Genomic DNA, 26,614 nt, shown 5'->3' with positions numbered 1-26,614 from the left:
CTGAGCACCGGGGACCGGCCTGATCGCGACGTCCGGCCAGGTCAGGTCGCCGCGAGGACGGCCAGGAGCTCGTCGGCGTACCGGCGCACCGCGTCGGGTGAGGGCTCGCCCACGGCGTCGAGCCGGCGGAGCTGCAGGTGGCCGAGGTACGCGGCGTAGGCGATGCGGGCCCGGTCGTGGGCGCGAGCCTGCGGGAGGCCGAGCTCCAGGAACAGATCGGTGAGGAAGCCGAGGCGGGTGGCGGTGACGCGGGCCAGCGCCGGGGCGACCTGGGGATGGGCCGCGGTGGAGTGGACTGCGTGCTCGAAGCGGTCCTCGTCCGCGTCCCGGAAGACGACCGCGAGGAGCATGCGGAGTCGCTCGCGGGGATCGGCGACCTGGCCCAGCTCGTCGACGACGGCCGCGGTGGCGAGCTGCTCCCACACCTCGAGCACCGCCGTGACCAGTGCGGCCCGGTCGGCGAAGTGCCAGTAGAAGCTCCCCTTGGTGGTGCCCATCCGCGCCGCCAGCGGCTCCACCGCGAGTGCGTCGATCCCGCTGTCGATCACGGCTGCGAAGCCGGCGTGGACCCAGTCCTGGCGGGTGAGGCGGCCACCCGTCGTCTTCTTGACCACGCAGGAGACCGTACCGTACGGTCCCGTACGGAGAGAGACCGTACGCAACCGAATGGTCGGAGGTCGTGGTGCGGAACGCCCATGGACGGATCGTCACGGCACCGTTCGCGCAGGTCGCCGAGCTGCTCGACGGCCTCGGCGCCGACGGCGACCGGCTGTGGCCCGGTGACCGGTGGCCGCCGATGGTCCTCGACCGCGGACCGGAACCCGGCAGCTCAGGGGGGCACGACCGGGTGCGCTACTCGGTGGAGGCGGTGCGACGGAGCGGACCCGTCCGCTCGGTGGCGTTCCGCTTCGCGCCGCCGACGGGGCTCGTCGGCACGCACCGGTTCGACGCTGAGGACCTGGGCGACGGGCGGGTGCAGCTGCGCCACGTCATCGACGCCCAGCCGATCCGCTGGGCGCGGATCGGCTGGCCGCTGGCGGTGCGGTGGCTGCACGACGCCCTCGTCGAGGACGCGTTCGACGGTGCCGAGGCGGTGCTGGCGGGTGAACCGGTCCAGCGGCGCAGGCTGTCCCCCTGGGTCCGGGCGTTGCGCGGCGCGGCCCGCGCGGCCGGGGCCCGGCCGGAGCCCGAGGCGGCCCTCCGGTCCCGGCGCGTCGCGGCCGACGCCACCACCGTGGCGCTGGTCGGCGTCGGTGCTCTGCATGCGGTGTGGGCGCTCGGCGTCCCCTGGCCTGCCCGCGATGCGAGGTCGCTCGCGCAGACCGTCGTCGGCGGCAGCACCTTCCCGTCGGCCGCTGCCACCTGGTCGGTCGCAGGACTGCTCGGCGCCGCCGCCGTGGTCGTGCAGTCACGCGTCCGCCCGCGCCGTCGCGTCGCGGTCGTCCCCTTCCCGGTCGCGGACCTGGGCGTGCGCACGGTCGCGGGGGTGCTGGCGCTGCGCGGCGGCGCAGGCCTCGTCGTCTCCGCGTCCGGGGTCGGCGGTGCCACGGCTCGCTTCCGGGCGCTCGACCTGACCCTCTACTCCCCGCTGTGCCTCGCCCTCGCCTGGGGCACGCGACGCACCTGGGCCGGTGGCGGCGCGCCACCCGCGACCGGCCCTCGCGACCCGCGTGAGGTGCCGAGCTGCGTCACCTCTCCCGGCTCGATGCGGTGAGGCCGATGGTCAGCCCGCCGGCGACCACGGCGATGCCCAGCCACACCAGCGGCCCGGGTGCCACGCCGCCCATCGCCACGCCGCCCATCGCCACGCCGACCCCGGCGGCGGCGACCGGGGCGACGCCGGTGAGCAGGCCGGCGCGGGCGGTGCCCAGCCGGCCGACCGCTGCGTACCAGAGCACGAAGGCGACCGCGGTCATCCCGATCGCCAGGTAGGCGACGGCGGCGAGCTCGTCGCCGTCCAGGCGGCCGAGGCCGGTCGGACCGTCGGTGGCCAGGCCCGGCCGCCGCGGTCGTCGGCGGCGACGGTCCCGCGCCACCGCGCACCCCCTGGGGGGTGGGCGGATCCGCCCCACGAGGGGGACGGCAGAGCGACCCGGCGTCCCTAGCGTCCTGGTCATGACGACGACCACCCGGGCGCTGCTCGACCTCGCGCGGCAGGAGCTCGCGCCGAGGACCTGGGCCCAACGCACTCTGCTGCTGCTGGGAGCGCTGCTGCTCGCCTCCTCGGTGGTGCACGGCGGCATCGCCCTGGCCGCGGCTGTCGAGGGCGCCGCGTGGAGCGGCAGCGTCTCGTGGCGCAAGCCCGTGCTCTTCGGCTTCTCCTTCGGGGTCCTGCTGGTGTCCGTGGTCTGGGTGCTGCGCCAGCTGCCCGACCGCCGCCGGCTGGGCGCGACCGTGGTCTGGCTGGTCGGCGTGGCCTCGGTCGCCGAGGTCTCGCTCATCACCGTGCAGCGGTGGCGGGGCGTGCCCTCGCACTTCAACGCAGAGACCGCGATGGACACCGCTGTCTGGCAGGCCATGGCGGTCCTGGTGATGGTGACGGTGCTCGGCCTGGCGGTGCTCCTCGGCTGGGCGGCCCGCGACCTCCGGCACGACGGGAGCCGCTGGACCGCGGCGGTGCTCGGCATCGCCGGGGTGCTGGTGGCGGGCTGGCTGGGCTCGGACATGGCCGCCGCCGGCGAGGAGGTCGTCGCCGCGACCGGGCGGGTCCCCGAGGAGCTGGTCTTCGGTGCGGCCGGCAGCGCGAAGGTCGCCCACGCCCTCGCGATGCACGGGCTGCAGGTGCTGATCGTGCTCGCGGTGCTGCTCGGGGTGAGCCGGTTCGGTGCGGCTGCACGGACTGCGCTGACGGCCGCGGGAGCGGTCGCGTACGCCATGGTCGTGGGAGCGGTGACCGCCACCGCGTACGCCGGCCGGTCCTGGACCGACCCCGAGACGATCCCGGCGGTGGTCGGGTCGGTCGGGGTCGCCGGCCTGGTGGGGGTCGGCTGGGTGACGCTCGCCGGCATGCGCGGGCGGCGGATCGGGAGCGTGGCGACGGGTCGGCTGGGTGCGCGTTCGTGATGGGGTGTTGCCCGTGATCCAGCGACCGCCCGCCCGGGACGCCCTCGCGGCCGCGGTCGCGCTCGTGCTGCTGCTCGCGGGGCGCGCCGGGGCCGACCTCGATGCCGCGCCGCTGCTCGTCGTCGCGCCGCCGGTGATGGCGGCCGGGGCGCTGGCCTGGGCCCGCACCGCACCCCTGACGTCGTACGTCGTCGGGACCGCCGCACTCGCGGCCGAGGCGCTCCTCGTCGCGCCGGGCACGCTCACGCCGTACGTGAACCTGCTGGGCGTCTACCTCCTCGGGCTCTACGGCAGCCGCACGCACGCGCTCTGGGGCCCGGTCGTGCTGCTGGCCGGCATCGCCGCCTACTTCGCCGGCGGGCGCCCGGCCGCCGCCGGGGTGCCGGTCGGGGTGGTCGCGGTCTGGTTGCTGGCCTGGGCGTTCGCCTACCGGACGGCCCGGCGCGGCGAGGAGCGCGATGCCGCCCGGCTCGCGTTGCGCGACGAGGCCGTGGCGGAGGAGCGAGCCCGCATCGCCCAGGAGCTGCACGACCTGCTCGGCCACACGCTCACCGTCATGGTCGTGCAGGCCGGCGCCGGCCGCGTCGTGCTCGACACCGAGCCCGCCCGGGCACGCGCCCTGCTGGAGACCATCGAGTCCACCGGGCGCGAGGCGATGGACGAGCTCGACCGCCTGCTCTCCGCACTCGGTGAGCAGGCGGCGGACCCGCCCGGGATGGCGGACCTGCCCCGGCTGGTCGCCCGGCTGGCCGAGGCGGGGGTGGCCGTGCGGCTCGACGTGGCGCCCGGGGCCGACGACGTCCCGCGCAGCCTGCACTCCTCGGCGTACCGGATCGTGCAGGAGGCGCTCACCAACGCGCTGAACCACGGAGCCGCGAGCTCGGCGATCGTGCGGGTCGCCCGCGTCGGGGGTGCGCTCACGCTCGAGGTGGTCGACGACGGCCGGGCGCCGCACGCCTACGCGCCGGGGCGCGGGCTGATCGGGATCGCCGAGCGGGCCGCGGTCCTCGGTGGCTCCGTCGAGCACGGGCCGACTGCGGCGGGCGGGTTCCGGGTGTCCGCGAGCCTGCCGGTGCCGGAGCGCGTCGGGTGACCCTCCGCCTCCTGCTCGCCGACGACGACGCCCTGTTGCGCGCCGGGGTGACCGTCGTCCTCTCGCAGCAGCCGGACGTCGAGGTCGTCGGTGAGGTCGCCGACGGGCTCGCCGCGGTCGAGGCGTGTCAGCGGCTGGCCCCGGACGTCGTGCTGATGGACGTGCGCATGCCCGGCATCGACGGCATCGAGGCGACCCGGCGGATCGTCGCCGTCGGCAGCCCGGCGAAGGTTCTGGTGCTCACCACCTTCCGCAACGACGACTACGTCTGGGAGGCGCTCCGGGCCGGTGCCAGCGGCTTCCTCCTCAAGCGCGCGTCGCCTGAGCGCCTGGTCGAGGCGGTGCGCACGGTGGCGGCCGGGGACTCGCTCGTCGACCCGGCCGTGACCCGCGCGCTGATCGGGCGGTTCGTCGCCGGGGCGACGCCCTCGGTCCCGTCCGGCCCGGTCGACGGGCTCACCGAACGGGAGACCCAGGTGTGGCGGCTCATCGCCGACGGGCTGTCGAACGACGAGATCGCGCACGCGCTCGGCATCGCCGCCTCGACCGCGAAGACGCACGTCAAGCACGTGCTCGCGAAGACCGGTGCGCGGGACCGGGCCCAGGCGGTGGTGCTGGCCTACCGCCGGGGCGTCGCGGTGCCCCAGGCGGGGAGTGGCCCGGTCTGATCAGCTCCGGCGGCCGAGGAGGTAACCGACCCAGACGCCGAGCAGGGTGAGCACGCCGCCGCCGGCGGCGCCGACCAGCAGGGGCTTCGCCTCCGCCGGCACCCAGCCCCCCGTCGCGGCCGGGGCCTTCGCCGCGAAGGTCACCGGCTCGGCCGACGGTTCCGCGGAACCGTTGCGCACCACCGGCAGCGGCGTCACCTCGGCGACGACGTTCGGCTCGGTCAGCTCCTTGTCCACGGCGGAGAAGAACTGCCCGGCCATCTTCTTCGCGACGCCGGTGATCATCCGCTGTCCGACCCCGGCGACCGCGCCGCCCACCACCGCGTCCGCCGAGTAGGTGAGCTCCGTGCCGTCGCCGGACGGCGCCAGCTTGATCTGCACCGTGGCCCGCACCGACCCCGGCCCACCCGACCCCGACGCGTGCATCACGTAGGAGGACGGGAAGGTGAGGTCGGACAGTCGCACCTCGCCCGCGTACTTGCCGCGGATCGCACCCACCCCGGCCGAGACGACCATCGTGTAGCTGTCCTCGCCGACCTGGTCCAGCGACTCGCAGCCCGGGATGGTCCGCGCCAGCACGGCCGGGTCGGTGATCACCGCCCACACCTGCTCGGGGGCCGCCGAGAGCACCGCACTGCCGTCCAGGTTCACGCCATCGCTCCAGTCGGGTTGTTGATCACACGCTCGACGTCCGAGCGCACCAGGTCGTACAGCTCGGTGGGGGAGATCGGCATCGCCGCGATCCGCCGTCCCACCGCGTCCTCGATCGCCGAGGCGATCGCGGCGGACCCGGGGATGACGCCGGCCTCGCCGGCGCCCTTGATGCCCAGCTCGTTCAGCGGCGACGGCGTCGACTGGTGGTCGATGTCCACGTCGGGCACCTCGGAGGCGTACGGCATGAGGAAGTCCATGAACGAGGCGTTGGTCAGCTGCCCGTCCCGGTCGTAGGCCATCCGCTCGTACAGCGCCCCGCCCACGCCCTGCGCGACACCGCCGTGCACCTGCCCCTCGACGATCATCGGGTTGATGATCGTGCCGCAGTCGTGCACCACCGCGTACTGCTCGATCGCGATCTCCCACGTCGCCGGGTCGATCTCCACCACCACGGCGTGCGCGCCGGAGGCGAAGGTCGAGCGCAGCGGGGAGTAGTAGTCGGTGTGCTCCAGCCCCGGCGCGTCCCCGACCGCGACCGGCGGCTTCGAGTCGTCGCCCGGGCCGGCGAACTGGGTCGCCTGCCGCGCCGCCTCGTCGAAGGCGTAGCGCAGCGGGTTGGACAGGACGGCGACCGTGCGCAGCGGGATGGAGGCGCCCGGCGTCCCCTTCACCTGCACCAGGCCCTCGTCGATCTCCAGGTCCGCCGGGTCGGCCTCCAGCACCTCCGCGGCGATCCGCAGCGCCTTCTCCTTCACCCCGCGCGCGGCCAGCGCGACGGCGTTGCCGCTCACCACCGCGGCCCGGGAGGCGAAGGTGCCGACCGCGTACCCGAACCGCCGGGTGTCGCCGGTGGTCACCTCGACGTCCTCCAGCGGGACGCCGAGCTCGGCGGCCGCCAGCTGGGCGAACACCGTCTCGTGCCCCTGGCCCTGCGAGGTGAGACCGGTGGAGACCAGCACCTTGCCGCTGCCCAGCACCTGCACGTGCGCGCCCTCGTACGGCCCCGGCCCGGTGCCTTCCACGTAGGGCGCCATCCCGATGCCCAGCAGCTTCCCGCGCGCCTCGGCCGCGGCCCGGCGCCCGGCGAACCCGTCCCAGTCGACCAGCGCCTTCAGCTTGGCGATCATCGCGGGGTAGTCGCCGGAGTCGTAGACCAGCGGCCGGCCGTCCTGGAACGTCAGGCCCCAGTCGTAGGGGAACTGGTCGGGCTGGATCAGGTTCCGCTCGCGCACCAGCGCCCGATCCAGGCCGCGCTCCTGGGCGATCCGGTCCATCGTGCGTTCCATCGCGAAGCAGCCCTGCGGCCGCCCGGCACCGCGGTACGGCGTGACGACGACGGTGTTCGTGTAGACGCTGTTCACGACCGCCCGGTAGACCGGGATGTCGTACGGCCCGAGCAGCTGGGTGGCCGTGTTGATCGGCACGATGATCCCGTAGGGCGTGTACGCGCCGTTGTCGTGCCAGACCAGGACGTCGAGGGCGGTGATCCGGCCGTCGTCGTCGTACCCGACCCGGACCTCCTGCCGCTGCTGCCGCTCGTGCGCGCTGGAGACGAAGTGCTCGCGCCGGTCCTCGGTCCACTTCACCTCGTGGCCGAGCAGCCGCGCGGCCATCGGCACGAGCAGCTCCTCCGGCCACGGGTGCACGATCTTCACGCCGAACCCGCCGCCGACGTCGGGGGCGATGACCTCGACCTTCTCCAGCGACAGCTCGAGCTTGGCCGCGATCGCCGCGCGGACTGAGGTCGAGGCCTGGGTGGAGGAGTAGACCCGCAGCGAGGAGTCGGCGTCGTCCCAGCGGGCGTGCACGCCCTTGCCCTCCATCGGCATGGACGCGCTGCGCTCGAAGTACTGGGTGAAGGACAGGGTGTGTGCCGACGCGGCCAGCGCCGCCTCGACGTCGCCGGTCTCCTGGTGGTGCCGGGCGGCGACGTTGTCCGGGACGTCGTCGTGCACGGTGTGCCCGGCGGCCTCGGCCGCGTCGACGCCCACCACGACCGGCAGTTCCTCGTAGCTGATCTCGATCAGCGCGGCGGCGTCCTCGGCGACGTACCGGTCGGTGGCCACCACCATCACGATCGGCTCGCCGACGTGCTGGGCGACGTCGCGCACCAGCGGGTACCCGGTGCGCGGTGCGGTGAGCTGGGGGTGCGGGATGAGCACCGGCAGCGGCTCGGCCAGCGGGCCGGTGAGGTCCTCGTAGGTGTAGATGGCCAGCAGGCCCTCGACGTCCATCGCCGCGCTGACGTCGATGTCGAGCACCCGGGCGTGCGCGTACGGGCTGCGGACGAAGGCCGCGGCGTAGGCGTCCGGGCCGATGTCGTCGAGGTAGCGGCCCTGGCCGACGATCAGCCGGGCGTCCTCGCGCCGGCGCACCGGCTCCCCGAAGAACTTCGTCGTCACGAGGTCGCCTCCCCATCCGGGGCAGAAATGGCCATTTCTGCCCCGGACGCCTCACGCATGGCGGCGGCGGCGGAGCGGCAGGCCTTCTTGATGTTGGCGTAGCCGGTGCAGCGGCAGAGGTTGCCGCCGACCAGCTCGTCGACCTCCTCGTCGGTGATCTCCACCGACGGGTCGCGGCTGTCCAGGCCCGCGGCGATCGTGGTCAGGAAGCCCGGCGTGCAGAACCCGCACTGCAGGGCGTGGCACTCCCGGAACGCCTCCTGGATCGGGTGCAGCACCTGCCCGCCCTGGTGGTCCGACCGCGACAGCCCCTCGACCGTGGTGACCTCGTGCCCGTCGACCTGCACGGCGAGCACCAGGCAGGAGCGGGTCGGCCGGCCGTCGACCAGCACCGTGCACGAGCCGCAGACCCCGTGCTCGCAGCCCACGTGCGTGCCGGTCAGCCCGAACTCGTGCCGCAGCGCGTCCGACAGCAGCCAGCGCACCGGCACCGTCGCTTCACGTGGAACACCGTTGACGACGACGGAGATCGCCCGCTCGGTCCTGACCTCGATCATTGCTCGGCTCCGCACTCGTTCCGCTCCTCGGTCGCTGGCGCTCCCTGCGATGCTCGCTCGCACGTCGCTCTCGCGGCGGTCACGCGGTCCTCCTGGCGGCTTCGGCGCCGGCGTCGGCCAGCGTGCGGGCGGTGAGGGTGGCGACCAGCAGCCGCCTGTAGTCGGCGCTGGCGTGCAGGTCGCCGTCCGGGTCGACCAGGCCGCGGGCCAGCTCGCCGGCCGCCGCCCAGTCGGCGGTGTCCACCGGCTGGCCGACGACGGCGTCGGTCAGGTCGTGGACCTCGGGCACCAGCCCGACCGACAGGTAGGCGGCCCGGGCGGAGCTGACCCGCCGGTCGGCGTCCAGGGTGACGACGACGCCGGCCCCGCAGACCGCGTAGTCGCCCTTGCGCCGGGCGATCTCGGCGAACGCCGTGCCCGAGCGCTCCGGCAGCGCCGGGAAGAAGGCCTCGAGGACGACGGCCGGCCCGTGCACCGAGGTCTCCAGCGGCCCGAGGAAGAAGTCGCCCCAGCCGATCGTCTCGCGGCCGCCGGGCGTCGCGACCGTGACTGAGCCGCCGGTCAGCGCCAGCACCGCGGTCATCTCGCCCGAGGGGTCGGCGTGCGCGATCGAGCCCACCGTCGTCCCGCGGTTGCGGATGGCCGGGTGGGCCACGTTCGCCGTCGCCCGGCCGAGCAGCGGCTGGACGCCGGCCGCCTCGGCCGAGGCGAGCAGCTCGGCGTGCCGGACCAGCGCCCCCACCCGCACCCCGTCGGTGCCGGCGGAGATCTGGTCCAGGCCGGGCACCCGGTTGATGTCGACCAGGGTGGTGGGCGCGGCCAGTCGCATCGAGAGCAGGGGGAGCAGCGACTGGCCGCCGGCGAGCACCTTGGCGCCCTCTCCCTCCGCGGTCAGGACGTCGAGCGCCTCGTCGACCGAGGTCGGGTCGGCATAGCCGAACGGAGCGGGCTTCACCGGGTGCGGGTCACCTCCGGGTGCGGGCCTACGGACAGGAGCGCGGATCGGGAAGGCGCAACTGTGTCACCGGATCCTGGGACGCGGAAGTACCTCAGCGCTAAATCTTTATTGCCGGATCCGACCGGAAGTACCTCACCGCTGAGAGACCTTCTCGGGTAGCGTCCCGCCAGGTGAGCGACAGTCCAGTCCGGCACGTCTCCCTGCGCAGCGGCGTCTACGCCGACTCCGTCCGGCTCATGCAGGTCAGCCGCGAGATCGGTGACCGCCCCGGCGTGCACGCCGTCGTCGTCGCGATGGCCACGCCGCTGAACCTCGAACTCGCCGCCGGCATGGGCCTGGCCCCCGACGGCGAGGCGAAGCCCGACCAGCTGATCATCGCGCTGACCGCCACGGACGACGCCGAGCTGGCCGCCGCGGTCGCCGCCGTCGACGCCGCGCTCACCGCCCGCGCCGACCGGGGTGAGGCGCAGACCATCCCGGCCCGCACGATCGGCGCCGGCCTCGACGGCGCCGCCGACCCGGCGCTGGCGATCATCAGCGTCCCCGGGCCCTACGCGGTCGCCGAGGCCGCCGACGCCATCGCCGCCGGCCGGTCGGTGCTCATCTTCAGCGACGGGGTGCCGGTCGAGCACGAGGTCGCGCTCAAGCGCGCCGCGCACGACGCCGGCGTCCTGGTCATGGGCCCGGACTGCGGGACGGCGATCGTCTCCGGTGTCGCCCTGGGCTTCGCCAACGTCGTCCGCCGTGGCCCGGTGGGCCTGGTCGCGGCCTCGGGCACCGGCGCCCAGCAGGTCAGCTGCCTGCTCGACGCCGCCGGCGTGGGGGTCTCGCACCTCCTGGGCGTCGGCGGCCGCGACCTCTCCGCGGCCGTGGGCGGGCTGGCCACCCTCGACGCGCTCGCCGCGCTCGACGCGGACCCGGCCACCGAGCGGGTGCTGCTGGTCTCCAAGCCCCCGGAGCCCTCGGTCGCCGCCCGCGTCGCCGAGGTCGCGCAGGGGCTGGACGTCCCGGTCCGTTCCGCCGCGCTCAGCGCCGAGCAGCCCGACCTCACCGCCGCCGTCGAGGCGCTGCTGGGCGACCTGGGCGTCGCCGTCCCCGAGTGGCCCTCCCGGCCCGGGACCGCGGATGCGGTGCCGCCCGGCGCCGTCCTCAAGGGCTTCTACTCCGGCGGCACCCTGGCCGACGAGACGATGCTGATCGCCGCCCCGGCCCTGGGCGACATCCGCTCCAACACCCCGCTGCGCCCCGAGCTCGACCTGGGCACCGACCTGGGCGCGACGGGGCACGTGGTCGTGGACTTCGGCGACGACGCGCTGACCGTGGGCCGGGCGCACCCGATGATCGACCCGACGCTGCGGCTGGAGGCGATCGCCGGCCTGGCGGAGAGCGGGGAGCCCGCCGTCCTGCTGCTCGACGTCGTCCTCGGCCACGGCGCCGACCCCGACCCGGCCGCCACCCTCGTGCCCGCCCTGCGGTCGGCCGGCCTGCCCACGGTCGTGGCGCTGGTCGGCACCGAGGCGGACCCCCAGTGCTGGTCGCGGCAGGCCGACGCGCTCGCCGAGGCCGGCGCCGCCGTCTTCGCCTCCAACGCCGCCGCCACCCGCTACGCCCTCGCGCTGATCGGAGACCAGGCATGACCGAGCCGCTCGGTGGACTGCTGTCCGCCCCGCCGACCATCGTCGCCGCCGGCGTCGAGGTGTTCTCCACCGCGCTCCGGCAGCAGGGCGCGAGCGTCACCGACGTCGACTGGCGCCCACCGGGCTTCGGCAGCGCCGACGACCTCACCCAGCTCGCGCTGGACCCGCGCCGGGCGAGCGCCAACCGGGTCGCCGTGGAGCGGGTGCTCGCGGCGGGCTCCCTGCTGGTCGACGTCCGGCCCGCCCGCGAGGTGCTCGACCTGCCCGACCGGATGCTGCTGCACTCCGGCCCGCCGCTCACCTGGGAGACCGCCTCCGGCCCCATGCGCGGCGCGCTGATCGGCGCCTGCGTCTTCGAGGGCTGGGCCACCGACGTCTCCGACGCCGAGCGCGTCCTGGCCGCCGGCGAGATCACCCTCGACCCCTGCCACCACCACCGCACGGTCGGCCCGATGGCCGGGGTGACCAGCCCGTCGATGTGGATGTGGTGCCTGGAGGACCCGGCCAACGGCGGGCAGGCCTGGTGCAACCTCAACGAGGGCCTGGGCAAGGTGCTGCGGATGGGCGCCTACAGCGACGAGGTGCTCACCCGGCTGGCCTGGATGCGCGACGTGCTCGGGCCGGTGCTCCAGCGCGCCGTCCGGAGCCGCCCCGAGCCGCTGGACGTCAAGGCGATCATGGCCCAGATGCTCCAGATGGGCGACGAGGGGCACAACCGCAACCGCGCCGGGTCGCTGATGGCGCTGCGCGAGCTCTCGCCGTCCATCGTCGGCGTCGACGCGCCGGCCCAGGACATCGCCGAGGTGCTGCGCTTCATCGGCGGCAACGAGCACTTCTACCTGAACCTGGGCATGCCGACGGCGAAGCTCGCGATGGACGCCGCCCGCGACGTCCCCGGCTCGACGATGGTCACCGTGCTGTCCCGCAACGGCACCGAGTTCGGCATCCAGACCGCCGGCACCGGCGACCGCTGGTTCACCGCCCCGGCCAACACCCCGGTCGGGCTCTACCTCGGCGACTACGGCCCCGAGGACGCGAACCCCGACATCGGCGACTCCGCGATCATGGAGGCGTACGGCGTCGGCGGGTTCTCCATGGCCGCCGCACCTGCGATCGTCCGGTTCGTCGGCGGCACCGTGCCCGACGCGCTGGCGACCACCGAGCGGATGTACCAGCTCACCCTGGCCGAGAACCCGGCGATGCAGATCCCGATCATGGGCTTCCGCGGCTCCCCGACCGGGATCGACGTCCTGAAGGTCGCCCGGACCGGCTGGCTGCCGCAGATCAACACCGGCATGGCCGGCCGGGTCGCCGGCACCGGTCAGGTCGGCGCCGGTCTCGTGCAGCCGCCGCAGGCCTGCTTCGAGCAGGCCCTGGCCGCGCTCGCCGAGGAGTCCCGCGCCCGCTGAGGTCGGCGCGAGCGGCCGTCCGGGTGGGCTAGCGTGCCCCGGTGGGGAACACCAGGTGGACGGCGGATGGCCGGACGGCGCTGGAACGCCGGGCCGGAGTGGTCTTCCTGGCCCTCGCCGCGGTCGGCTGCCTGCTCGTCGCGCTGAGCCTGGTGCTGCTGCGGATCACCCCGTGGGACGTGCTCCGCGACCCGTCCTCCCCGCTGGTGCAGCTGCTCGACGTCCGCGCCGAGGGCAGCCTGCACACCTGGTTCAACGTGTGCGTGCTGAGCAGTGGCGCCGTGCTGCACGGCTGTGCAGGCGCCCTCGCCCACCGGGCCGGGTGGGAGGCGTGGCCGTGGGCGCTCACGGCGGCCGCTCTGGCCCTGCTCTCCATGGACGACCTGCTCGCCGTGCACGAGCGACTGGAACCGCTCGGTCGGGCGCTGGGCGCCGGGCAGGGCGGGCTGCACTTCGCCTGGGTGCTCCCCGGTCTGCTGCTCGCGGTGGGCCTGGCGGCCACCGCCGTCGTGGCCGCCCGGAAGCTGCCGTCCTCGGCGAGCCGCTGGCTGCTGGTGGGCGTGGCCGCACTGCTGGCCGCCGCCGTGGGGCTGGAGTCCGTGGGTGGACTGGTGCTCGACTCGGTCGGCGACGGCGCCCTGTACGTCCTCGTCTCGCACGCCGAGGAGCTGATCGAGACACTCGCGGCCGCCGCTCTGCTCTGCGCCGCCGTGTCCGCCGTCCGGCTCGGCGCCGGACCGGGCGCCGGGTTCGAGGTCGGATACGCGCATCCGGTCCGGCGGGCGAGCTGACCGACAGGTCGGCCGGTCGGCACGCGGACACCGCTGCTCTCGTCGGTCGGCTGACCGACCAGCTGATCGCCGACGACGTGACCCTCCTGCCCTCCCGTGCGCCGGCTGTTACGTGGCGGTGTCCACGGGTAGTGCGTCCCGCACGTGACCGGCCCCGGTCCCGTGCCGAGGGAGAGGGACCCATGGCCACCTGCGAGGTCTGCGGGAACGACTACCGGCTCAGCTTCGAGGTGCACGCCGCCGGCGCGGTGCACACCTTCGACAGCTTCGAGTGCGCCATCCACGCCCTGGCCCCGGTGTGCGAGCACTGCGGGGTCAGGGTCGTCGGCCACGGCGTCGAGGCGGACGGCGTCTTCTTCTGCTGCGCCTCGTGTGCCCGGGCGCACGGCACGCCGGACAGCGCCGCGGAGCTGGTCGACCACGCAGGCAGAGCGCCGGACGAGCGGTGACCGTGGACGCCTACCCGATCGTCCGCGCCCTCGCCCGGCCGCTGATCCTGGGGCTGTTCCGGCCGCGGGTCGAGGGGGCGGAACACCTCCCGGCCAGCGGGCCGGTGATCCTGGCCGGCAACCACCCCTCCACGCTCGACCAGTTCTTCCCCCCGGTGCTCACCCGCCGGCGGGTGACCTACCTGGCCAAGAGCGAGTACTTCACCCAGCCGGGCCTGCCGGGCCGGGCCCTGCGCCTGCTCCTGGAGAGCATCGGCATGGTCCCGCTGGACCGCGGCGGCGCCACGGCCGCGGAGGCCGCGCTGCGGCGCGGCCGGGAGGTGCTCGCGGACGGCGGGGTGCTCGGCATCTACCCCGAGGGCACCCGGTCGCCCGACGGGCGGCTGCACCGCGGCAGGACCGGGGTGGCGCGGTTGGCGCTGTCCACCGGTGCCCCGGTCGTGCCCATCGCCGTCATCGGCAGCCGCGCGCTCATGCCCCCCGGTGCGCGGTTGCCCCGGCCCGGCCGGGTCGTCGTCCGGATCGGGGAACCGCTGGACTTCTCCGGCCACCCCGGCCCGGCCGACGACGGGGCGGCGCTGCGCAGCGTCACCGACCAGGTCATGGCCGAGCTCCAGCGGCTGTCCGGCGCCGAGTACGTCGACCGGTACGCCACCGACGTCAAGGCCGAGCGCCGGGGCCGCGCGGCCTGACCCGGCGGCCACGGCGCCCGAGCCGGTCACGGTGCGTCGGGGGTCCGTGCGAGCATCGGGGGCGGCGGCCGACCGGGCGTCCACGAATATCCTGAGGGAGGTACCGCACTGAACGGTCTGCTGGCCGAGTTGCTGCCCGGGGGAGCGCACACCGAGGCGCAGCAGCTGGTGCTGGGCGCCGACTGGGCAGCGACACCGCTGGGGCCGGTGGATGCCTGGACCCCGACGTTGCGCACCGCCGTCGGCACCGTGCTCAACTCGCGGTTCCCGATGCTCCTCATGTGGGGCCCCGAGCTGATCATGATCTACAACGACGCCTACGCGCCCATGCTCGGCGGCCGGCACCCGGCGGGCCTCGGTGCGCGGCTGGCCGACGTCTGGGCGGACGTCTGGCCGGTGATCGGCGACATGGTCGCCCGGGTGCAGGCCGGGGAGTCGACCTACAGCGAGGACCTGCCGCTGACGATGAGCCGCGACGGCTTCCCCGAGGAGACGTACTTCACCTTCTCCTACAGCCCGGTCCTCGAGCCCGGCGGGCAGGTGGCCGGGCTCCTGGACACCGCCGTGGAGACGACGCAGCGGGTGCTGGCCGCCCGCCGGATGCGGGTCCTGCAGCAGCTCGGCGGCCTGCCGCGGTCCGTGCACGGCAGCGTGGACGCCGCCGCGACCGCGGCGGTGGACGTGCTCGCCGCCGCCGGCGCCGACTGCCCGTTCGGGCTCGTCCACCTTGTGGACGACGACGGCGGCATCCGGCTGGTCGCCGGCTACGGCGTCGAGCCGGACCGCCCGCGGCCGGCCGCCGAACTGCGGGCGGTGCACCAGGCGATCGCCACCGGCACCGTCGTCCGGCTGGACGTGCCCGGCGACCGGCCGTCCGGCACCGCGGACGGCGAGGCGGAGGTGACGACGGCGCTGGCGCTGCCGTTGACGGTCCCCGGGAGCGCGCGGGCCGTCGGGGCGCTCGTGCTCGCCACCAGCCCGCACCTGCGGGTGGACGAGGAGTACCTGGTCTTCCTGGAGCTGGCCGCCGGGCAGGTGGCCGCGTCGGTCACCGACGCCCAGGCGGTGCTCGGGGAGCGACGGCGGGTGGCGGAGCGGGCGGAACTGGACCGGGCGCGGGCGGAGTTCTTCACCGACGTCGCGGTGACCCTGCAGCGCGCCGTCCTCGGCCCGACGGTGCTGCCCACCGACTTCGCGGTGCACTACGAACCAGCGGCCGGCACCCTCGAGGTGGGCGGTGACTGGTACGACGTCGTCGACCTCCCCGGCGGTGGGTACGGCGTCGTCGTGGGCGACGTCGTCGGTCGAGGGCTGGACGCCGCCGCCGTGATGGGTCAGCTGCGCAGCGCCGGCCGGGCGCTGCTGCTGGAGAGCCGCTCGCCCGCGCACGTGCTCTCCGCGCTGGACCGGTTCGCCGCGCTCGTTCCCGGGGCGACGTGCAGCACCGTCTTCTGCGCCGTCGTCGACCCGATCGCCGGCTCGCTGCAGTACAGCAGCGCCGGCCACCCACCGGCGCTGCTGGTCGACGAGCACGGCCGGGTCACCCAGCTGGAGGGCGCCCGCGGGCTGCCGCTGGCCGTGCTGGAGGGGGCGGTGCGCCCGCAGACCGACGTGGCCCTCCCGCCGGGCTCGACACTGCTGCTCTACACCGACGGACTGGTCGAGCGTCGGGACGAGGCGCTGGACGAGGGGATCGCCCGGGCGTCCGCCGCGCTCGTCGACGGCCGGCACCTGGCCACCGCCCCGCTCAGCCGCCTGCTGACCGACCAGTTGCTGGCCGACGCCCCGGACGACGACGTCGCCTTCCTGCTCTACCGCACCCCCGGCTGAAGACCGGCCGACTCGGCGCGGGGGAGGCGGACGGCGAGCAGCGCCACGTCGTCGTCCACCCGGCCACCGAGCTCGCCCAGCAGGTCGTCGCACAGCCGGTCGAGGGGGTCGCGGCCGGTCCGGGTCACCTCGTCGACCAGCCAGGCCAGCCCGTCGTCGAGGGGTGCGTCGCGCCGCTCGACCAGCCCGTCGGTGTAGAAGAGCAGCGTGTCGCCGGGGCACAGCCGCAGCGCGTGGTCGGTGCGCCGGGCGCCGGGGACGATGCCGAGCAGGCTCTCCGGGGCCTGCGCGAGCAGGGTGACCCCGCCGTCGGCCCGGGCCAGCACCGGCGGTGGGTGGCCGGCGTTGGACCACCGGAGCAGCCGGGTGCCGTCGGCGGCGTCGGTGGACGGCGGGTCGATCCGCGCCACGACCACCGTGACCAGGGTGTGCAGCTCCAGACCGGCCAGCACCTCGTCCAGGTCGCGGAGCACCTCCGCCGGGGAGCCCGTCGACCGCTGGGCGATCGCCTGCAGCATCGCCCGGGTCTGCGCCATGCTCGCGGCCGCGGGTGCGTCGTGCCCGGCGACGTCCCCGATGACCAGCATGGTGCCGCCGTCCGGCAGGGGGAAGGCGTCGTACCAGTCACCGCCGACCTGGGTGTGCCGGCTGGCCGGCAGGTAGCGCACCGCCGACTCCAGGCCCGCCACCCGGGGCGGTGACCCGAGCAGGTTCACCTGCAGCGCCTCCGCCGTCCGCAGCGCCGCCTCGGTGGTGGCCGCCTGGGCGCTGAGCCGGGCCAGCTGCGCCTCGCGGCGCAGCCGGAGGGTGCAGGCCCCCACGGCCAGGACGCCGCCGAGCACCACCGCCAGCAGCCGGACGAGCTGGGGGATCAGCGTGCTCGCGGTGTACTGCTGGTCGTAGACGCCCAGCAGCGCCGCCAGGAGGAGCGCGAGGACGGCGTAGCCCACCGTCGCCCGCCGGCCCAGCGTCGTCGCCGCCAGCAGCGGGGCCATGACGACCAGGCCCAGGAGGACCTGCCCGGGTCCGCTGAGGACGTCGGTCGCGGTGACGACGGCCAGCACCCCGGCGGGCAGTGCCCGCTGCAGGCGATTCGACCTCGTCAACGGAGCAGCTCCTCGTCCGTCCGGTCCCCGCGGGCCCGGCGCAGCGATCAAGGTAGCCAACCAGGTGGCCGGGCTCACGCACCCCGGGTGCGTGAGCGAGATCGGCCTGGCGCGTGGGCATGCGGACGGTGCGGCGGGTGTTCGGCTGGCTGCTGCAACCAACCAACTGGAGGCCCGCTCGTGCCCAGCATCTACACCGCCGTCGCCACCGCCACCGGGGACGGCCGCAACGGCCACACCCGTTCCTCGGACGGCCTGATCGACCAGGACCTCGCGACGCCGAAGGAGATGGGCGGTGAGGGTGGCGCCACCAACCCCGAGCAGCTGTTCGCCGCCGGCTACGCCGCGTGCTTCCTCTCCGCGCTGAAGATGGTGGCCCGCAAGCAGAAGGCCCCGATCAGTGACGCCGGCGTCACCGCCGAGGTCGGCATCGGCCCGGACGACGCCGGTGGCTTCGGCCTCGAGGTGGACCTGCACGTCGAGCTCGGTGGCGTCGACCAGGCGACCGCGGACCAGCTCGTCGAGGCGGCGCACCAGGTCTGCCCGTACTCCAACGCCACCCGCGGCAACGTCCCGGTCACCCTGGAGACCACCGTCGCCTGAGTGGGCTCGGCCGAGGGCGCCGGCCCGGGTGGTCCCGGGCCGGCGCCGTCGCTCAGGCCTTGACGATGGCGGCGACCGGGCCGCCGCCAGACGGGCCCTGGTGCACGGCGGCCACCGAGACGAACACCGCCGGGTCGCCGGTCACCGAGGCGGCCACGCCGCCGACGGTGGCCTTGATCTGCCGGTGCCAGAAGACGTCGGAGTCGTCCAGCATCGCGTTGCGCCGGCCGCGCACGTAGCCGGTCGGGTCGGCCTCGCACTTGAGGAAGACGTTGACCAGGTTCCCGTCCAGGTCCGAGGTGTGCGGCCGCTCGGGCAGGTCGAGGCCGGCGTCCCGGATGGCGTTCCAGATGCCGTCCTGGTCGAGTGCGTCGTTCATCACCGAGTGGCCGATCCGGTAGTTGCCGCCGTGCCCGCGGGCGTTGCCGACGACGACGATCTGCGCCCGGTCCAGCTCCACGCCCGACGAGCAGGACGCGACCGCGCTGAACAGCGAGAAGTCGCGCATGACCTGCTTCTGCTCCGGCATCTCGATCTCGCCGAGCGCCAGGGCGATGCCCAGGGCCGTCGTGCCGTTGGAGAGGTCCATCGAGCCGTGCGGCTCGTCGTAGTACGTCTCCTGCCCGCGCGACTTGGCCTCGCGGATCGTCTCGATGGTCAGCAACGGCGTCTTGGTCTGCACGTAGTGGACGTCGGCCGGGTCGGTGATGCCCGCCTCGGCCATCGCCCGGCGCACGCCCTCGGCGACCTTCTCCACCATGGTCAGCCGGCCGATGTCCTCGGGCAGCAGCACCTCGCTCATGGCGAACCCGACGGTCAGCCGCGGCTCGTCGGTCTTCTCCACCGCGTCCTCGGGCAGCGTGGCGAAGATGGTGGCGTGCGGGCTGATGACGCCGTCCGTGCCACCGGACCACACGATCGGGATCTCCCCGACTTCCTCCTTGCTCCGCGACCCCTTCTCCATCAGCACCTCGCGGAAGGCGCGGTCGGCGATGATCCGGGTGTAGTCGTTGACGCCGCCGTTGCCCTCGGTCTTGCCGATGACGGCGATGACCCGGTCGGCGTCCATGACGCCGTCGTCGATGAGCTTGGCGAGCTCGGAGGCATCGCTGACGTTGTGCAGCGGGACCTTGCGGACCTCGATCGGTGCGGGCATGACTCACTCCTCCTGTGCGGTGATGACGGTGCCGACGTCGTCACGGGCGACGGCGTCGGAGATGTGGGTCAGTGCGGTGATGACGGCGCGCGCGCCCTGGCGGCCGTCCCCGGAGTCGGTCACGAAGCGCAGGGCGGCCTCGACCTTGGGGCCCATGCTGCCGCGGGCGAACTGGCCGGCGTCGGCGTGCGCACGCATCTCGGCGACGGTGACCCGGGTGAGCGGCCGGGCAGAGGGGCTGCCGAAGTCGACCATCACGTGCGGGACGTCGGTGGCGATGACCAGCGTGTCCGCGCGCAGCTCCCGGGCGAGCAGGGCGGCGGTGAGGTCCTTGTCGATGACCGCCTCGACGCCCAGCAGCGCGTCGCCGTCCCCGGGGCCGGGGACCACGGGCACCCCGCCCCCGCCGGCGCAGACGACCACGAACCCGGCGCCGCTCAGCGCCTCGATGGCCGGGACGTCGATCACCGACAGCGGCTCGGGTGAGGCGACCACCCGCCGCCAGCCGCGCTCGCCGCGGTCCTCCCAGTTCTGCCCGAGGTCGATGAGGCGCTGGGCCTCCTCGCGGGGCAGGTGCCGGCCGACCGGCTTGGACGGCGTCGCGAACCCCGGGTCGGCGGGGTCGACGAGGGTGCGGGTGACCAGTGCGGCAGCGCGCTGCGGCGAGCCGAGGGCGGCCAGCGCGGCGTCCAGCTCGTCGGCGAAGGTGAAACCGATGGTCGCCTGGGTCTGGGCGACGTTCCAGTCCAGCGGGACCGGTGGCACCACGTGCGCGGCCAGCTCGTTCTTGACCAGCAGGTTGCCGACCTGGGGGCCGTTGCCGTGGGTCAGGACCACCTCGGCCCCGGTGGCGACGACGGCGGCAACGTGCCGGGCTGCCGCGGCGATCGCGTCCCGCTGGGCGCGCGGGGTGGCGGAGCCGTCGGGGCCGGTCATCGCGTTGCCGCCCAGGGCGATGACGACGCGACGGGGGAGGGCCATTGCGTGACCCTAGCGGGAAACTGCCTTAGCGGTGAAGTACCTGGGGGTCGATCATGCGGCGGGGATCACGCAGCGGTGGCCGCGCCGGGCCGGAGGACGACGGCCGGCCGCTCGGCCGTGCGGAGCACCCGGACCGGATCGGCGGGCTGCTCCCAGCTCTCGGCCAGCGCCGCGATCGCCGCCAAGGCCTCCTCGTGCAGCCGGGCGACGGCGGCCAGGCCGTCGGCGGTCGCCGCCTGGACGACGGTCTGCGGTCCGAAGGGGACGGCGTCGTCCGCGTCGGTCGGGGCCTCGGAGGCAGCCGGATCGGTCACGGCCCTCTCATCGGCAGTCCACGACCGGATCGACACCGACCGTTCTCGGGAGGTCGTCGGCCTGCGCCGGCGGGGTCAGCGGCGCCAGAAGTCGAAGCGGTCCCGGCCCGGGCGGAAGCCGGCCTGCTCGACGACGTCGACCGCCAGGTCGAACCGCTGGCCGACCAGGTGCGGCTGGTGGCCGTCGCTGCCGAAGCTGACGGCGTCCCCGCCCTCCTCGCGGTACCAGCGGAGCAGCTCCACCGACCACAGCGGGCTGGTGGTGTTGACCTCCAGCGCCCGGCCGCCGGCCGCCAGCGCCCGGAACACCGCGCGGTACTCCTCCTCGAACACGGCCTGCGGGTACTGCTCGCGGCCGCCGGGCCAGTAGCGCCGCGGGTAGTCGCAGTGGGCCAGCACCTGGAAGACGTCGCTGCTCTCGATCATCGCCACCATCTCGGTGAGGTAGCGGCGCATCGTGGCGATCACGTCGATGCCGGGAGCGTGGAGCAGGCGGTTGACGCCCATCAGCCGGCCGTCGACGGGCAGCGAGTGCAGCGAGCCGAGGACCCGGTCGACCGGGGAGGCGCCCAGGTGTGCGGCCACGCTGGCCCCGAACAGGTGCGGCTCGCCGGCCTCGACCCCGGACCAGACCCGCAGCGTCGGGAACCGCTGGCGGGCCTCCCAGATCGTCTCGGCGTAGAGGTCGACGTCGATCGGCAGCTGGTTGGCCGGGTGGCGGTCGGTCAGCCCCTGCGCGGTGGCGCGGTCGGCGGCGTCCCAGACGGTGAAGTCCAGGTGCTCGGTGAAGGCGATGGCCGGGAGGCCGATCTCCACGGCGCGCTCGCAGGCGCGCAGCAGCGAGGCCCGTGGGCCGGTGTCCCACGAGAACTCCGAGTGCACGTGGTTGTCCGGGGGCAGCATCGGTGCCCATCCAACCGGTCGTCCACAGCCACCGCACGCCCAGGTCCGCGAGATGTCGGTACCGCCGCCTACGGTCGAGCGCATGAGCACCGCTGTCGAGACCGATCTGGCCGATGAGGCGCTCGGCGTCCTGCGCGAGCTCACCGGCCGGGCCGACGCCGTCTTCCGCGAGGGTCAGGACGCCGCCGTCACCGCGCTCGTCGAGCGGCACCAGCGCGCCCTGGTCGTGCAGCGCACCGGCTGGGGGAAGTCGGCGGTCTACTTCGTCTCCACCGCCCTGCTGCGCCGTCGCGGTGCCGGGCCCACGCTGCTGGTCAGCCCGTTGCTCGCGCTGATGCGCGACCAGGTGGCCGCCGCCGCCCGCGCCGGGATCAAGGCCGTGGAGATCTCCAGCTCCAACGTGACCGAGTGGGACGACATCAACGCCCGGCTCGCCGCCGACGACGTCGACGTGCTGCTGGTCTCCCCGGAGCGGCTGACCAACCCGCGGTTCCGCGACGAGCAGCTGCCCAGCCTGGTCGAGCGCTGCGGCCTGCTGGTGGTCGACGAGGCGCACTGCGTCTCCGACTGGGGGCACGACTTCCGCCCCGACTACCGCCGCATACGCGACCTGCTCGGTCAGCTGCCCACCGGCACCCCGGTGCTCGCGACCACCGCCACGGCCAACGAGCGGGTCGTCGCCGACGTCGCCGAGCAGCTGGGCGCCGGTGGGGTGGAGGTCACGACGGTCCGCGGCCCGCTGGCCCGCGACTCACTGCGGCTGGGTGTGCTGCGGCTGGACACCGACCGCGCCCGGCTGGCCTGGCTCGCCGCGCACATCGGCGACCTGCCGGGCAGCGGCATCGTCTACACGCTCACCGTCGCCGCCGCCGAGGAGACGGCCGCGCTGCTGCGCGACGCCGGCCACGAGGTGCGCGCCTACACCGGGCGGCTGGACGACGCCGACCGCAAGGACGCCGAGGAGGCGCTGCGCGAGAACCGGGTGAAGGCCCTCGTCGCCACGTCGGCGCTGGGGATGGGCTTCGACAAGCCCGACCTGGGCTTCGTCGTCCACCTCGGGGCGCCGTCGTCGCCGGTGAGCTACTACCAGCAGGTCGGTCGTGCCGGCCGTGCCGTGGCCAACGCCGACGTCCTTCTGCTCCCCGGCCCGGAGGACATCGCGATCTGGCAGTGGTTCGCCACCTCCTCCATGCCCCGGGAGGACCACGCCGCTGCGGTCCTCACCGCGATGGCCGACGGCAAGGCGTGGTCGGTGGCCCGCCTGGAGACGGTGGCCGACGTGCGGCGCTCCCGGCTCGAGCTGCTGCTCAAGGTGCTCGCCGTCGACGGCGCGGTGGAGCGGGTGCAGGGCGGCTGGCGTTCCACCGGCGTCCCGTGGGTCTACGACGCCGAGCGGTACTCCCGGGTCACCGCGACCCGGGAGGCCGAGCAGCGGTCGATGCTCACCTACGCCCGGCCCGTCGACACCGCCGAGTGCCGGATGGCCTTCCTCCAGACGGCCCTCGACGACCCGACCGCCGCGCCCTGCGGGCGTTGCGACGTCTGCGCCGGCCCGTGGTACCCCACCGACGTGCCGGCCGGCGCGGCCGAGGCGGCCACGGCGCGGCTGGACCGGCCCGGTGTCGAGCTCGCGCCCCGGGCGCAGTGGCCCACCGGCGCCGACCGCCTGGGCGTCGAGGTCAAGGGCAAGATCGCTGCGGGCGAGCAGATCGCCACCGGTCGGGCCGTGGCCCGGTTGACCGACCTGGGCTGGGGCCAGCGCCTGCGCACGCTGCTGGGGGACGACGGGGTCGGCGGCGTGGCCACCCTGGCCGAGGACCTCGAGGCGCCCTCGATCGAGGAGGACCCGGACGCCGCCTACGACGTGAGCCACCGGGTGATCCGGCCCGGCCTGCCCAACGACGCACCTCCGGACGCCGAGCTGCTGAAGGCCTGTGCCCGGGTGCTCGGTGCCTGGGACTGGGCGCAGCGCCCCGCCGGGGTGGTGGCGATGCCGTCCCGTCGGCGGCCGGCGCTCGTGACCGGCGTGGCGCAGGGGCTGGCGCAACTGGGGCGCCTGCCCTACCTGGGCGCGCTCGACCTGGCGCACGGCGGCCCCACCGGCGGGCCGGGCGGCAACAGCGCCTTCCGGCTGGCTGGGGTGTGGCAGCGCATCGTGGTCGGGTCGGAGCTCCGCGACCGGTTGGCCGAGCTCGGTGACGCCCCGGTGCTCCTGGTCGACGACCTGGCGGACTCTCGCTGGACCATGACCGTCGCCGGCCGGGAGCTCCGGCTGGCCGGCGCCGGTTCGGTGCTGCCCTTCGTGCTGGCGCTCAGCGCCTGAGGGAGGACCCTCCGCCCCGATGCCTCGCCGGCTAGGCGCGGGCCCGTGCGGAGGGGCCGAGGGGCTATGCCCGTTGTCCACAGCTTTTCGAACAAGTGTGCGAAACCGGGGGTAGCCTCCCTCCATGTCGCTCGCGCACCAGCCGTCCATCTGGGACGTCACCGAGGAGGCCGCGCTCACCCCACTGGCGGGGCGGGTCACCCGGCACCCGTTGACCCGGGGCGCCTGGGTCGACCACCTCCCCGGCTGGATCGAGGGCTCCGGCAGCGTGCTGGACGTGCTCCTCGGTGACATCGGCTGGCGGGAGGACCGCCGGCAGATGTACGACCGCGAGGTGGCCGTACCCCGTCTGCTGCGCTGGTACGGCGGCGGCGAGGTGCTGCCCCACCCGGTGCTCACCGAGGCTCGCACCGCCCTCGACGAGCACTACCGCCCCGAGCTGGGCGAGCCCTTCGTGACCGCCGGCATGTGCCTGTACCGCGACGGCCGGGACAGCGTCGCCTGGCACGGCGACCGCATCGGGCGCAGCCGCACCGAGGACACGATGGTCGCCATCGTCTCGTTCGGTTCCCCTCGGCCACTCCTGCTCCGGCCGGTCGGGGGTGGCGAGAGCCGGCGCTTCACCCTGGGGCACGGCGACCTGGTCGTGATGGGCGGCTCCTGTCAGCGCACCTGGGAGCACTGCATCCCGAAGACGACGAAAGCCGTGGGCCCTCGGGTCAGCGTCCAGTTCCGCCCCCGCGGGGTGGCCTGACAGGCGTTCTCCCTGCTCAGCAGCGCGCATCGACCATTCGAGATGCCCCGGGGGACCCCCCCTGCAGAGGCCCTCTGAGGGCGTGTATCGTTCTCCATGCACCAAGCGAGAACGGACCGGGCCGCAGGGCTTGGGAAACCGCCGGAAGAACCCCCGAGGTTCGACTGCTGCGGAACTTGGTGTAGAGTGGAAATCACCGCCACGGAGAACGGCCAAGAAATTGGCCCGGGAACGTGCGCGTCCGCTCCTTGAGAACTCAACAGCGTGCCGAAAGTCAGTGCCAAGTATCAATACCCCCATTTCGGCGGTCCTTCGGGGTTGTCGATAGGGATTCCTTTGGTTGATTGAACGAGAGTGCCAACTCTTGGTCTCAGCTGCGATCAAATCATCTACGGAGAGTTTGATCCTGGCTCAGGACGAACGCTGGCGGCGTGCTTAACACATGCAAGTCGAGCGAGGCCCACTCTTCGGGGTGGTGCCCTAGCGGCGAACGGGTGAGTAACACGTGGGCAACCTGCCCTCAGCTCTGGGATAACTCCAAGAAATTGGTGCTAATACCGGATGTGACCGCTGACCGCATGGTCTGGTGGTGGAAAGATTCATCGGCTGAGGATGGGCCCGCGGCCTATCAGCTTGTTGGTGGGGTAGTGGCCCACCAAGGCGACGACGGGTAGCCGGCCTGAGAGGGTGACCGGCCACACTGGGACTGAGACACGGCCCAGACTCCTACGGGAGGCAGCAGTGGGGAATATTGCGCAATGGGCGAAAGCCTGACGCAGCGACGCCGCGTGAGGGATGACGGCCTTCGGGTTGTAAACCTCTTTCAGTAGGGACGAAGCGCAAGTGACGGTACCTACAGAAGAAGCACCGGCCAACTACGTGCCAGCAGCCGCGGTAATACGTAGGGTGCAAGCGTTGTCCGGAATTATTGGGCGTAAAGAGCTCGTAGGCGGTCTGTCGCGTCGGCTGTGAAAACCCGAGGCTCAACCTCGGGCCTGCAGTCGATACGGGCAAACTAGAGTACTGCAGGGGAGACTGGAATTCCTGGTGTAGCGGTGAAATGCGCAGATATCAGGAGGAACACCGGTGGCGAAGGCGGGTCTCTGGGCAGTAACTGACGCTGAGGAGCGAAAGCGTGGGGAGCGAACAGGATTAGATACCCTGGTAGTCCACGCCGTAAACGTTGGGCGCTAGGTGTGGGGGCCATTCCACGGTCTCCGTGCCGCAGCTAACGCATTAAGCGCCCCGCCTGGGGAGTACGGCCGCAAGGCTAAAACTCAAAGGAATTGACGGGGGCCCGCACAAGCGGCGGAGCATGTTGCTTAATTCGATGCAACGCGAAGAACCTTACCTAGGCTTGACATGCACGGAAATCTCGTAGAGATACGGGGTGCCTTTGGCGTCGTGCACAGGTGGTGCATGGTTGTCGTCAGCTCGTGTCGTGAGATGTTGGGTTAAGTCCCGCAACGAGCGCAACCCTCGTTCTATGTTGCCAGCACGTGATGGTGGGGACTCATAGGAGACTGCCGGGGTCAACTCGGAGGAAGGTGGGGATGACGTCAAATCATCATGCCCCTTATGTCTAGGGCTGCAAACATGCTACAATGGCCGGTACAAAGGGCTGCGATACCGCGAGGTGGAGCGAATCCCAAAAAGCCGGTCTCAGTTCGGATTGGGGTCTGCAACTCGACCCCATGAAGTTGGAGTCGCTAGTAATCGCAGATCAGCAACGCTGCGGTGAATACGTTCCCGGGCCTTGTACACACCGCCCGTCACGTCACGAAAGTCGGTAACGCCCGAAGCCGGTGGCCCAACCCTTGTGGAGGGAGCCGTCGAAGGCGGGATCGGCGATTGGGACGAAGTCGTAACAAGGTAGCCGTACCGGAAGGTGCGGCTGGATCACCTCCTTTCTAAGGAGCACTGGCCGCCACACTCGTGTGGTGGTCCAGAGCCGTGCACGGACCGTGATGCTCGCCCCGTCTGGGGTGGGTGCGGGTGTTCGTGGCGGAGCTCGAGGGTGGAACGCTGACCAGTTCGGCCAGGCAGCTCAGGCTGCCCCTAGTACGACCCGGTGATCCCGGCCCCTCTCGTAGGGGCGGGGGGAGGGTGTGGAGCGGGGTGGTGGGAGTGGCTGGTCGTAGGCACGCTGTTGGGTCCTGAGGGAGCGGGCTGTTGATCAGCCTGTTGCTTCTGCGGAGGCCTGCTGGATGTCGTACCGCCCGGGGTGTCCTGGGGCTGGCGGTGTCGGGTGGTGGGTCATCTTCCGTACTT

The 26,614-nt window shown here is 73.6% G+C and carries 24 protein-coding genes and 1 rRNA gene; 14 read left to right on the top strand and 11 right to left on the bottom strand.

Features of this window, described 5'->3' with window-relative positions:
* Nucleotides 1-41: 41 nt before the first annotated feature.
* Entirely contained in the window at nt 42-614 is a 573-nt protein-coding gene (locus FB380_RS05340) for a TetR/AcrR family transcriptional regulator (protein ID WP_166754171.1), read from the bottom strand.
* A 68-nt stretch (nt 615-682) separates the two neighbouring features.
* On the opposite strand from FB380_RS05340, the gene FB380_RS05335 reads away from it, so the two are divergent.
* Nucleotides 683-1,714, top strand: coding sequence for a DUF3995 domain-containing protein (locus FB380_RS05335; protein WP_166754170.1), 1,032 nt, complete (start codon nt 683-685; stop codon nt 1,712-1,714).
* On the opposite strand, the gene FB380_RS05330 is transcribed toward FB380_RS05335, so the two are convergent.
* Entirely contained in the window at nt 1,689-2,036 is a 348-nt protein-coding gene (locus FB380_RS05330) for a hypothetical protein (protein WP_188959477.1), read from the bottom strand. The genes FB380_RS05335 and FB380_RS05330 overlap by 26 nt on opposite strands.
* A gap of 79 nt (nt 2,037-2,115) precedes the next feature.
* Here FB380_RS05330 and FB380_RS05325 point away from each other — a divergent pair, with 79 nt between their 5' ends.
* Genes FB380_RS05325 through FB380_RS05315 form a run of 3 tightly spaced genes read left to right on the top strand, consistent with a single transcriptional unit; the run spans nt 2,116 to nt 4,824 of the window.
* Entirely contained in the window at nt 2,116-3,063 is a 948-nt protein-coding gene (locus tag FB380_RS05325) for a hypothetical protein (RefSeq protein WP_166754169.1), read from the top strand.
* A gap of 13 nt (nt 3,064-3,076) precedes the next feature.
* Nucleotides 3,077-4,156, top strand: a complete 1,080-nt coding sequence (locus FB380_RS25310; protein ID WP_166754168.1) for a sensor histidine kinase — start codon at nt 3,077-3,079, stop codon at nt 4,154-4,156.
* Nucleotides 4,153-4,824, top strand: coding sequence for a response regulator (locus FB380_RS05315; protein WP_166754167.1), 672 nt, complete (start codon nt 4,153-4,155; stop codon nt 4,822-4,824). Before FB380_RS25310 ends, FB380_RS05315 begins: the two co-directional genes overlap by 4 nt.
* On the opposite strand, the gene FB380_RS05310 is transcribed toward FB380_RS05315, so the two are convergent.
* The 4 genes from FB380_RS05310 to FB380_RS25845 all read right to left on the bottom strand — a co-directional run bounded on the left by FB380_RS05310 (nt 4,825) and on the right by FB380_RS25845 (nt 9,392).
* Nucleotides 4,825-5,475 carry an SRPBCC family protein gene (locus FB380_RS05310; protein ID WP_166754166.1) on the bottom strand — a complete coding sequence of 217 codons (651 nt, stop codon included), beginning with the start codon at nt 5,473-5,475 and terminating at the stop codon, nt 4,825-4,827.
* The gene (gene cutA / locus FB380_RS05305; protein WP_166754165.1) at nt 5,472-7,880 is read right to left on the bottom strand and encodes an aerobic carbon-monoxide dehydrogenase large subunit; all 2,409 of its coding nucleotides are present in this window, start codon (nt 7,878-7,880) and stop codon (nt 5,472-5,474) included. The genes FB380_RS05310 and cutA overlap by 4 nt, the downstream gene beginning before the upstream one ends.
* Complete coding sequence (locus FB380_RS05300; protein WP_166754164.1) at nt 7,877-8,437, bottom strand: (2Fe-2S)-binding protein; 561 nt, start codon at nt 8,435-8,437, stop codon at nt 7,877-7,879. The genes cutA and FB380_RS05300 overlap by 4 nt, the downstream gene beginning before the upstream one ends.
* 79 nt (nt 8,438-8,516) lie before the next feature.
* Nucleotides 8,517-9,392 carry an FAD binding domain-containing protein gene (locus FB380_RS25845; protein ID WP_166754163.1) on the bottom strand — a complete coding sequence of 292 codons (876 nt, stop codon included), beginning with the start codon at nt 9,390-9,392 and terminating at the stop codon, nt 8,517-8,519.
* Between the two features lie 173 nt (nt 9,393-9,565).
* On the opposite strand from FB380_RS25845, the gene FB380_RS05290 reads away from it, so the two are divergent.
* The 6 genes from FB380_RS05290 to FB380_RS05265 all read left to right on the top strand — a co-directional run bounded on the left by FB380_RS05290 (nt 9,566) and on the right by FB380_RS05265 (nt 16,203).
* On the top strand, nt 9,566-11,032 hold the full coding sequence (locus FB380_RS05290) for an FdrA family protein (RefSeq protein WP_166754162.1): 1,467 nt from the start codon (nt 9,566-9,568) through the stop codon (nt 11,030-11,032).
* Nucleotides 11,029-12,441 carry a YlbE family protein gene (locus tag FB380_RS05285; protein ID WP_166754161.1) on the top strand — a complete coding sequence of 471 codons (1,413 nt, stop codon included), beginning with the start codon at nt 11,029-11,031 and terminating at the stop codon, nt 12,439-12,441. The genes FB380_RS05290 and FB380_RS05285 overlap by 4 nt, the downstream gene beginning before the upstream one ends.
* Before the next feature lie 41 nt (nt 12,442-12,482).
* On the top strand, nt 12,483-13,232 hold the full coding sequence (locus FB380_RS05280) for a hypothetical protein (RefSeq protein ID WP_166754160.1): 750 nt from the start codon (nt 12,483-12,485) through the stop codon (nt 13,230-13,232).
* 182 nt (nt 13,233-13,414) lie between these two features.
* A complete protein-coding gene (locus FB380_RS05275) occupies nt 13,415-13,681 on the top strand; it encodes a hypothetical protein (protein WP_166754159.1) in 267 nt (88 codons plus the stop codon).
* Nucleotides 13,678-14,373 carry a lysophospholipid acyltransferase family protein gene (locus tag FB380_RS05270; protein ID WP_229681737.1) on the top strand — a complete coding sequence of 232 codons (696 nt, stop codon included), beginning with the start codon at nt 13,678-13,680 and terminating at the stop codon, nt 14,371-14,373. Before FB380_RS05275 ends, FB380_RS05270 begins: the two co-directional genes overlap by 4 nt.
* Nucleotides 14,374-14,502: 129 nt before the next feature.
* Nucleotides 14,503-16,203, top strand: coding sequence for a SpoIIE family protein phosphatase (locus tag FB380_RS05265; protein WP_166754158.1), 1,701 nt, complete (start codon nt 14,503-14,505; stop codon nt 16,201-16,203).
* Here the strand turns inward: FB380_RS05265 and FB380_RS05260 are convergent.
* On the bottom strand, nt 16,185-17,309 hold the full coding sequence (locus FB380_RS05260; RefSeq protein WP_229681736.1) for a PP2C family protein-serine/threonine phosphatase: 1,125 nt from the start codon (nt 17,307-17,309) through the stop codon (nt 16,185-16,187). The two genes, FB380_RS05265 and FB380_RS05260, sit on opposite strands and share 19 nt — an antisense overlap.
* A gap of 180 nt (nt 17,310-17,489) precedes the next feature.
* Between FB380_RS05260 and FB380_RS05255 the strand changes: the two genes are divergently transcribed.
* Complete coding sequence (locus FB380_RS05255; protein WP_166754157.1) at nt 17,490-17,912, top strand: organic hydroperoxide resistance protein; 423 nt, start codon at nt 17,490-17,492, stop codon at nt 17,910-17,912.
* A gap of 52 nt (nt 17,913-17,964) precedes the next feature.
* Here FB380_RS05255 and bar read toward each other — a convergent pair whose 3' ends face one another.
* The 4 genes from bar to FB380_RS05235 all read right to left on the bottom strand — a co-directional run bounded on the left by bar (nt 17,965) and on the right by FB380_RS05235 (nt 21,266).
* A complete protein-coding gene (gene bar, locus FB380_RS05250) occupies nt 17,965-19,068 on the bottom strand; it encodes a barbiturase (protein ID WP_166754156.1) in 1,104 nt (367 codons plus the stop codon).
* Between the two features lie 3 nt (nt 19,069-19,071).
* On the bottom strand, nt 19,072-20,049 hold the full coding sequence (locus tag FB380_RS05245; protein WP_166754155.1) for a carbamate kinase: 978 nt from the start codon (nt 20,047-20,049) through the stop codon (nt 19,072-19,074).
* A gap of 65 nt (nt 20,050-20,114) precedes the next feature.
* Nucleotides 20,115-20,363, bottom strand: a complete 249-nt coding sequence (locus tag FB380_RS05240) for a hypothetical protein (protein WP_166754154.1) — start codon at nt 20,361-20,363, stop codon at nt 20,115-20,117.
* Nucleotides 20,364-20,438: 75 nt separating this feature from the next.
* Complete coding sequence (locus FB380_RS05235) at nt 20,439-21,266, bottom strand: PHP domain-containing protein (RefSeq protein WP_166754153.1); 828 nt, start codon at nt 21,264-21,266, stop codon at nt 20,439-20,441.
* A gap of 82 nt (nt 21,267-21,348) precedes the next feature.
* On the opposite strand from FB380_RS05235, the gene FB380_RS05230 reads away from it, so the two are divergent.
* The 3 genes from FB380_RS05230 to FB380_RS05220 all read left to right on the top strand — a co-directional run bounded on the left by FB380_RS05230 (nt 21,349) and on the right by FB380_RS05220 (nt 26,253).
* Nucleotides 21,349-23,589 (top strand): RecQ family ATP-dependent DNA helicase, encoded by a 2,241-nt coding sequence (locus FB380_RS05230; protein WP_166754152.1) that lies wholly within the window; start codon nt 21,349-21,351, stop codon nt 23,587-23,589.
* Between the two features lie 124 nt (nt 23,590-23,713).
* On the top strand, nt 23,714-24,343 hold the full coding sequence (locus FB380_RS05225) for an alpha-ketoglutarate-dependent dioxygenase AlkB (RefSeq protein ID WP_166754151.1): 630 nt from the start codon (nt 23,714-23,716) through the stop codon (nt 24,341-24,343).
* 388 nt (nt 24,344-24,731) lie between these two features.
* Nucleotides 24,732-26,253 (top strand): 16S ribosomal RNA (locus FB380_RS05220).
* Nucleotides 26,254-26,614 lie beyond the last annotated feature (361 nt).

The organism is Modestobacter marinus (assembly GCF_011758655.1).
In the GTDB taxonomy this organism is placed as follows: Bacteria; Actinomycetota; Actinomycetes; order Mycobacteriales; family Geodermatophilaceae; genus Modestobacter; species Modestobacter marinus.
This window is presented reverse-complemented; position numbering and strand designations above follow the sequence as displayed.

Excerpts from the sequence above, each read along its gene's own strand:
- FB380_RS05275 (WP_166754159.1), top strand. The coding sequence starts at position 13,415 with ATGGCCACCTGCGAGGTCTGCGGGAACGACTACCGGCTCAGCTTCGAG.
- FB380_RS05235 (WP_166754153.1), bottom strand. The coding sequence starts at position 21,266 with ATGCTGCCCCCGGACAACCACGTGCACTCGGAGTTCTCGTGGGACACC.
- FB380_RS05230 (WP_166754152.1), top strand. The coding sequence starts at position 21,349 with ATGAGCACCGCTGTCGAGACCGATCTGGCCGATGAGGCGCTCGGCGTC.
- FB380_RS05325 (WP_166754169.1), top strand. The coding sequence starts at position 2,116 with ATGACGACGACCACCCGGGCGCTGCTCGACCTCGCGCGGCAGGAGCTC.
- bar (WP_166754156.1), bottom strand. The coding sequence starts at position 19,068 with ATGCCCGCACCGATCGAGGTCCGCAAGGTCCCGCTGCACAACGTCAGC.
- FB380_RS05245 (WP_166754155.1), bottom strand. The coding sequence starts at position 20,049 with ATGGCCCTCCCCCGTCGCGTCGTCATCGCCCTGGGCGGCAACGCGATG.
- FB380_RS05285 (WP_166754161.1), top strand. The coding sequence starts at position 11,029 with ATGACCGAGCCGCTCGGTGGACTGCTGTCCGCCCCGCCGACCATCGTC.
- FB380_RS05225 (WP_166754151.1), top strand. The coding sequence starts at position 23,714 with ATGTCGCTCGCGCACCAGCCGTCCATCTGGGACGTCACCGAGGAGGCC.
- FB380_RS05300 (WP_166754164.1), bottom strand. The coding sequence starts at position 8,437 with ATGATCGAGGTCAGGACCGAGCGGGCGATCTCCGTCGTCGTCAACGGT.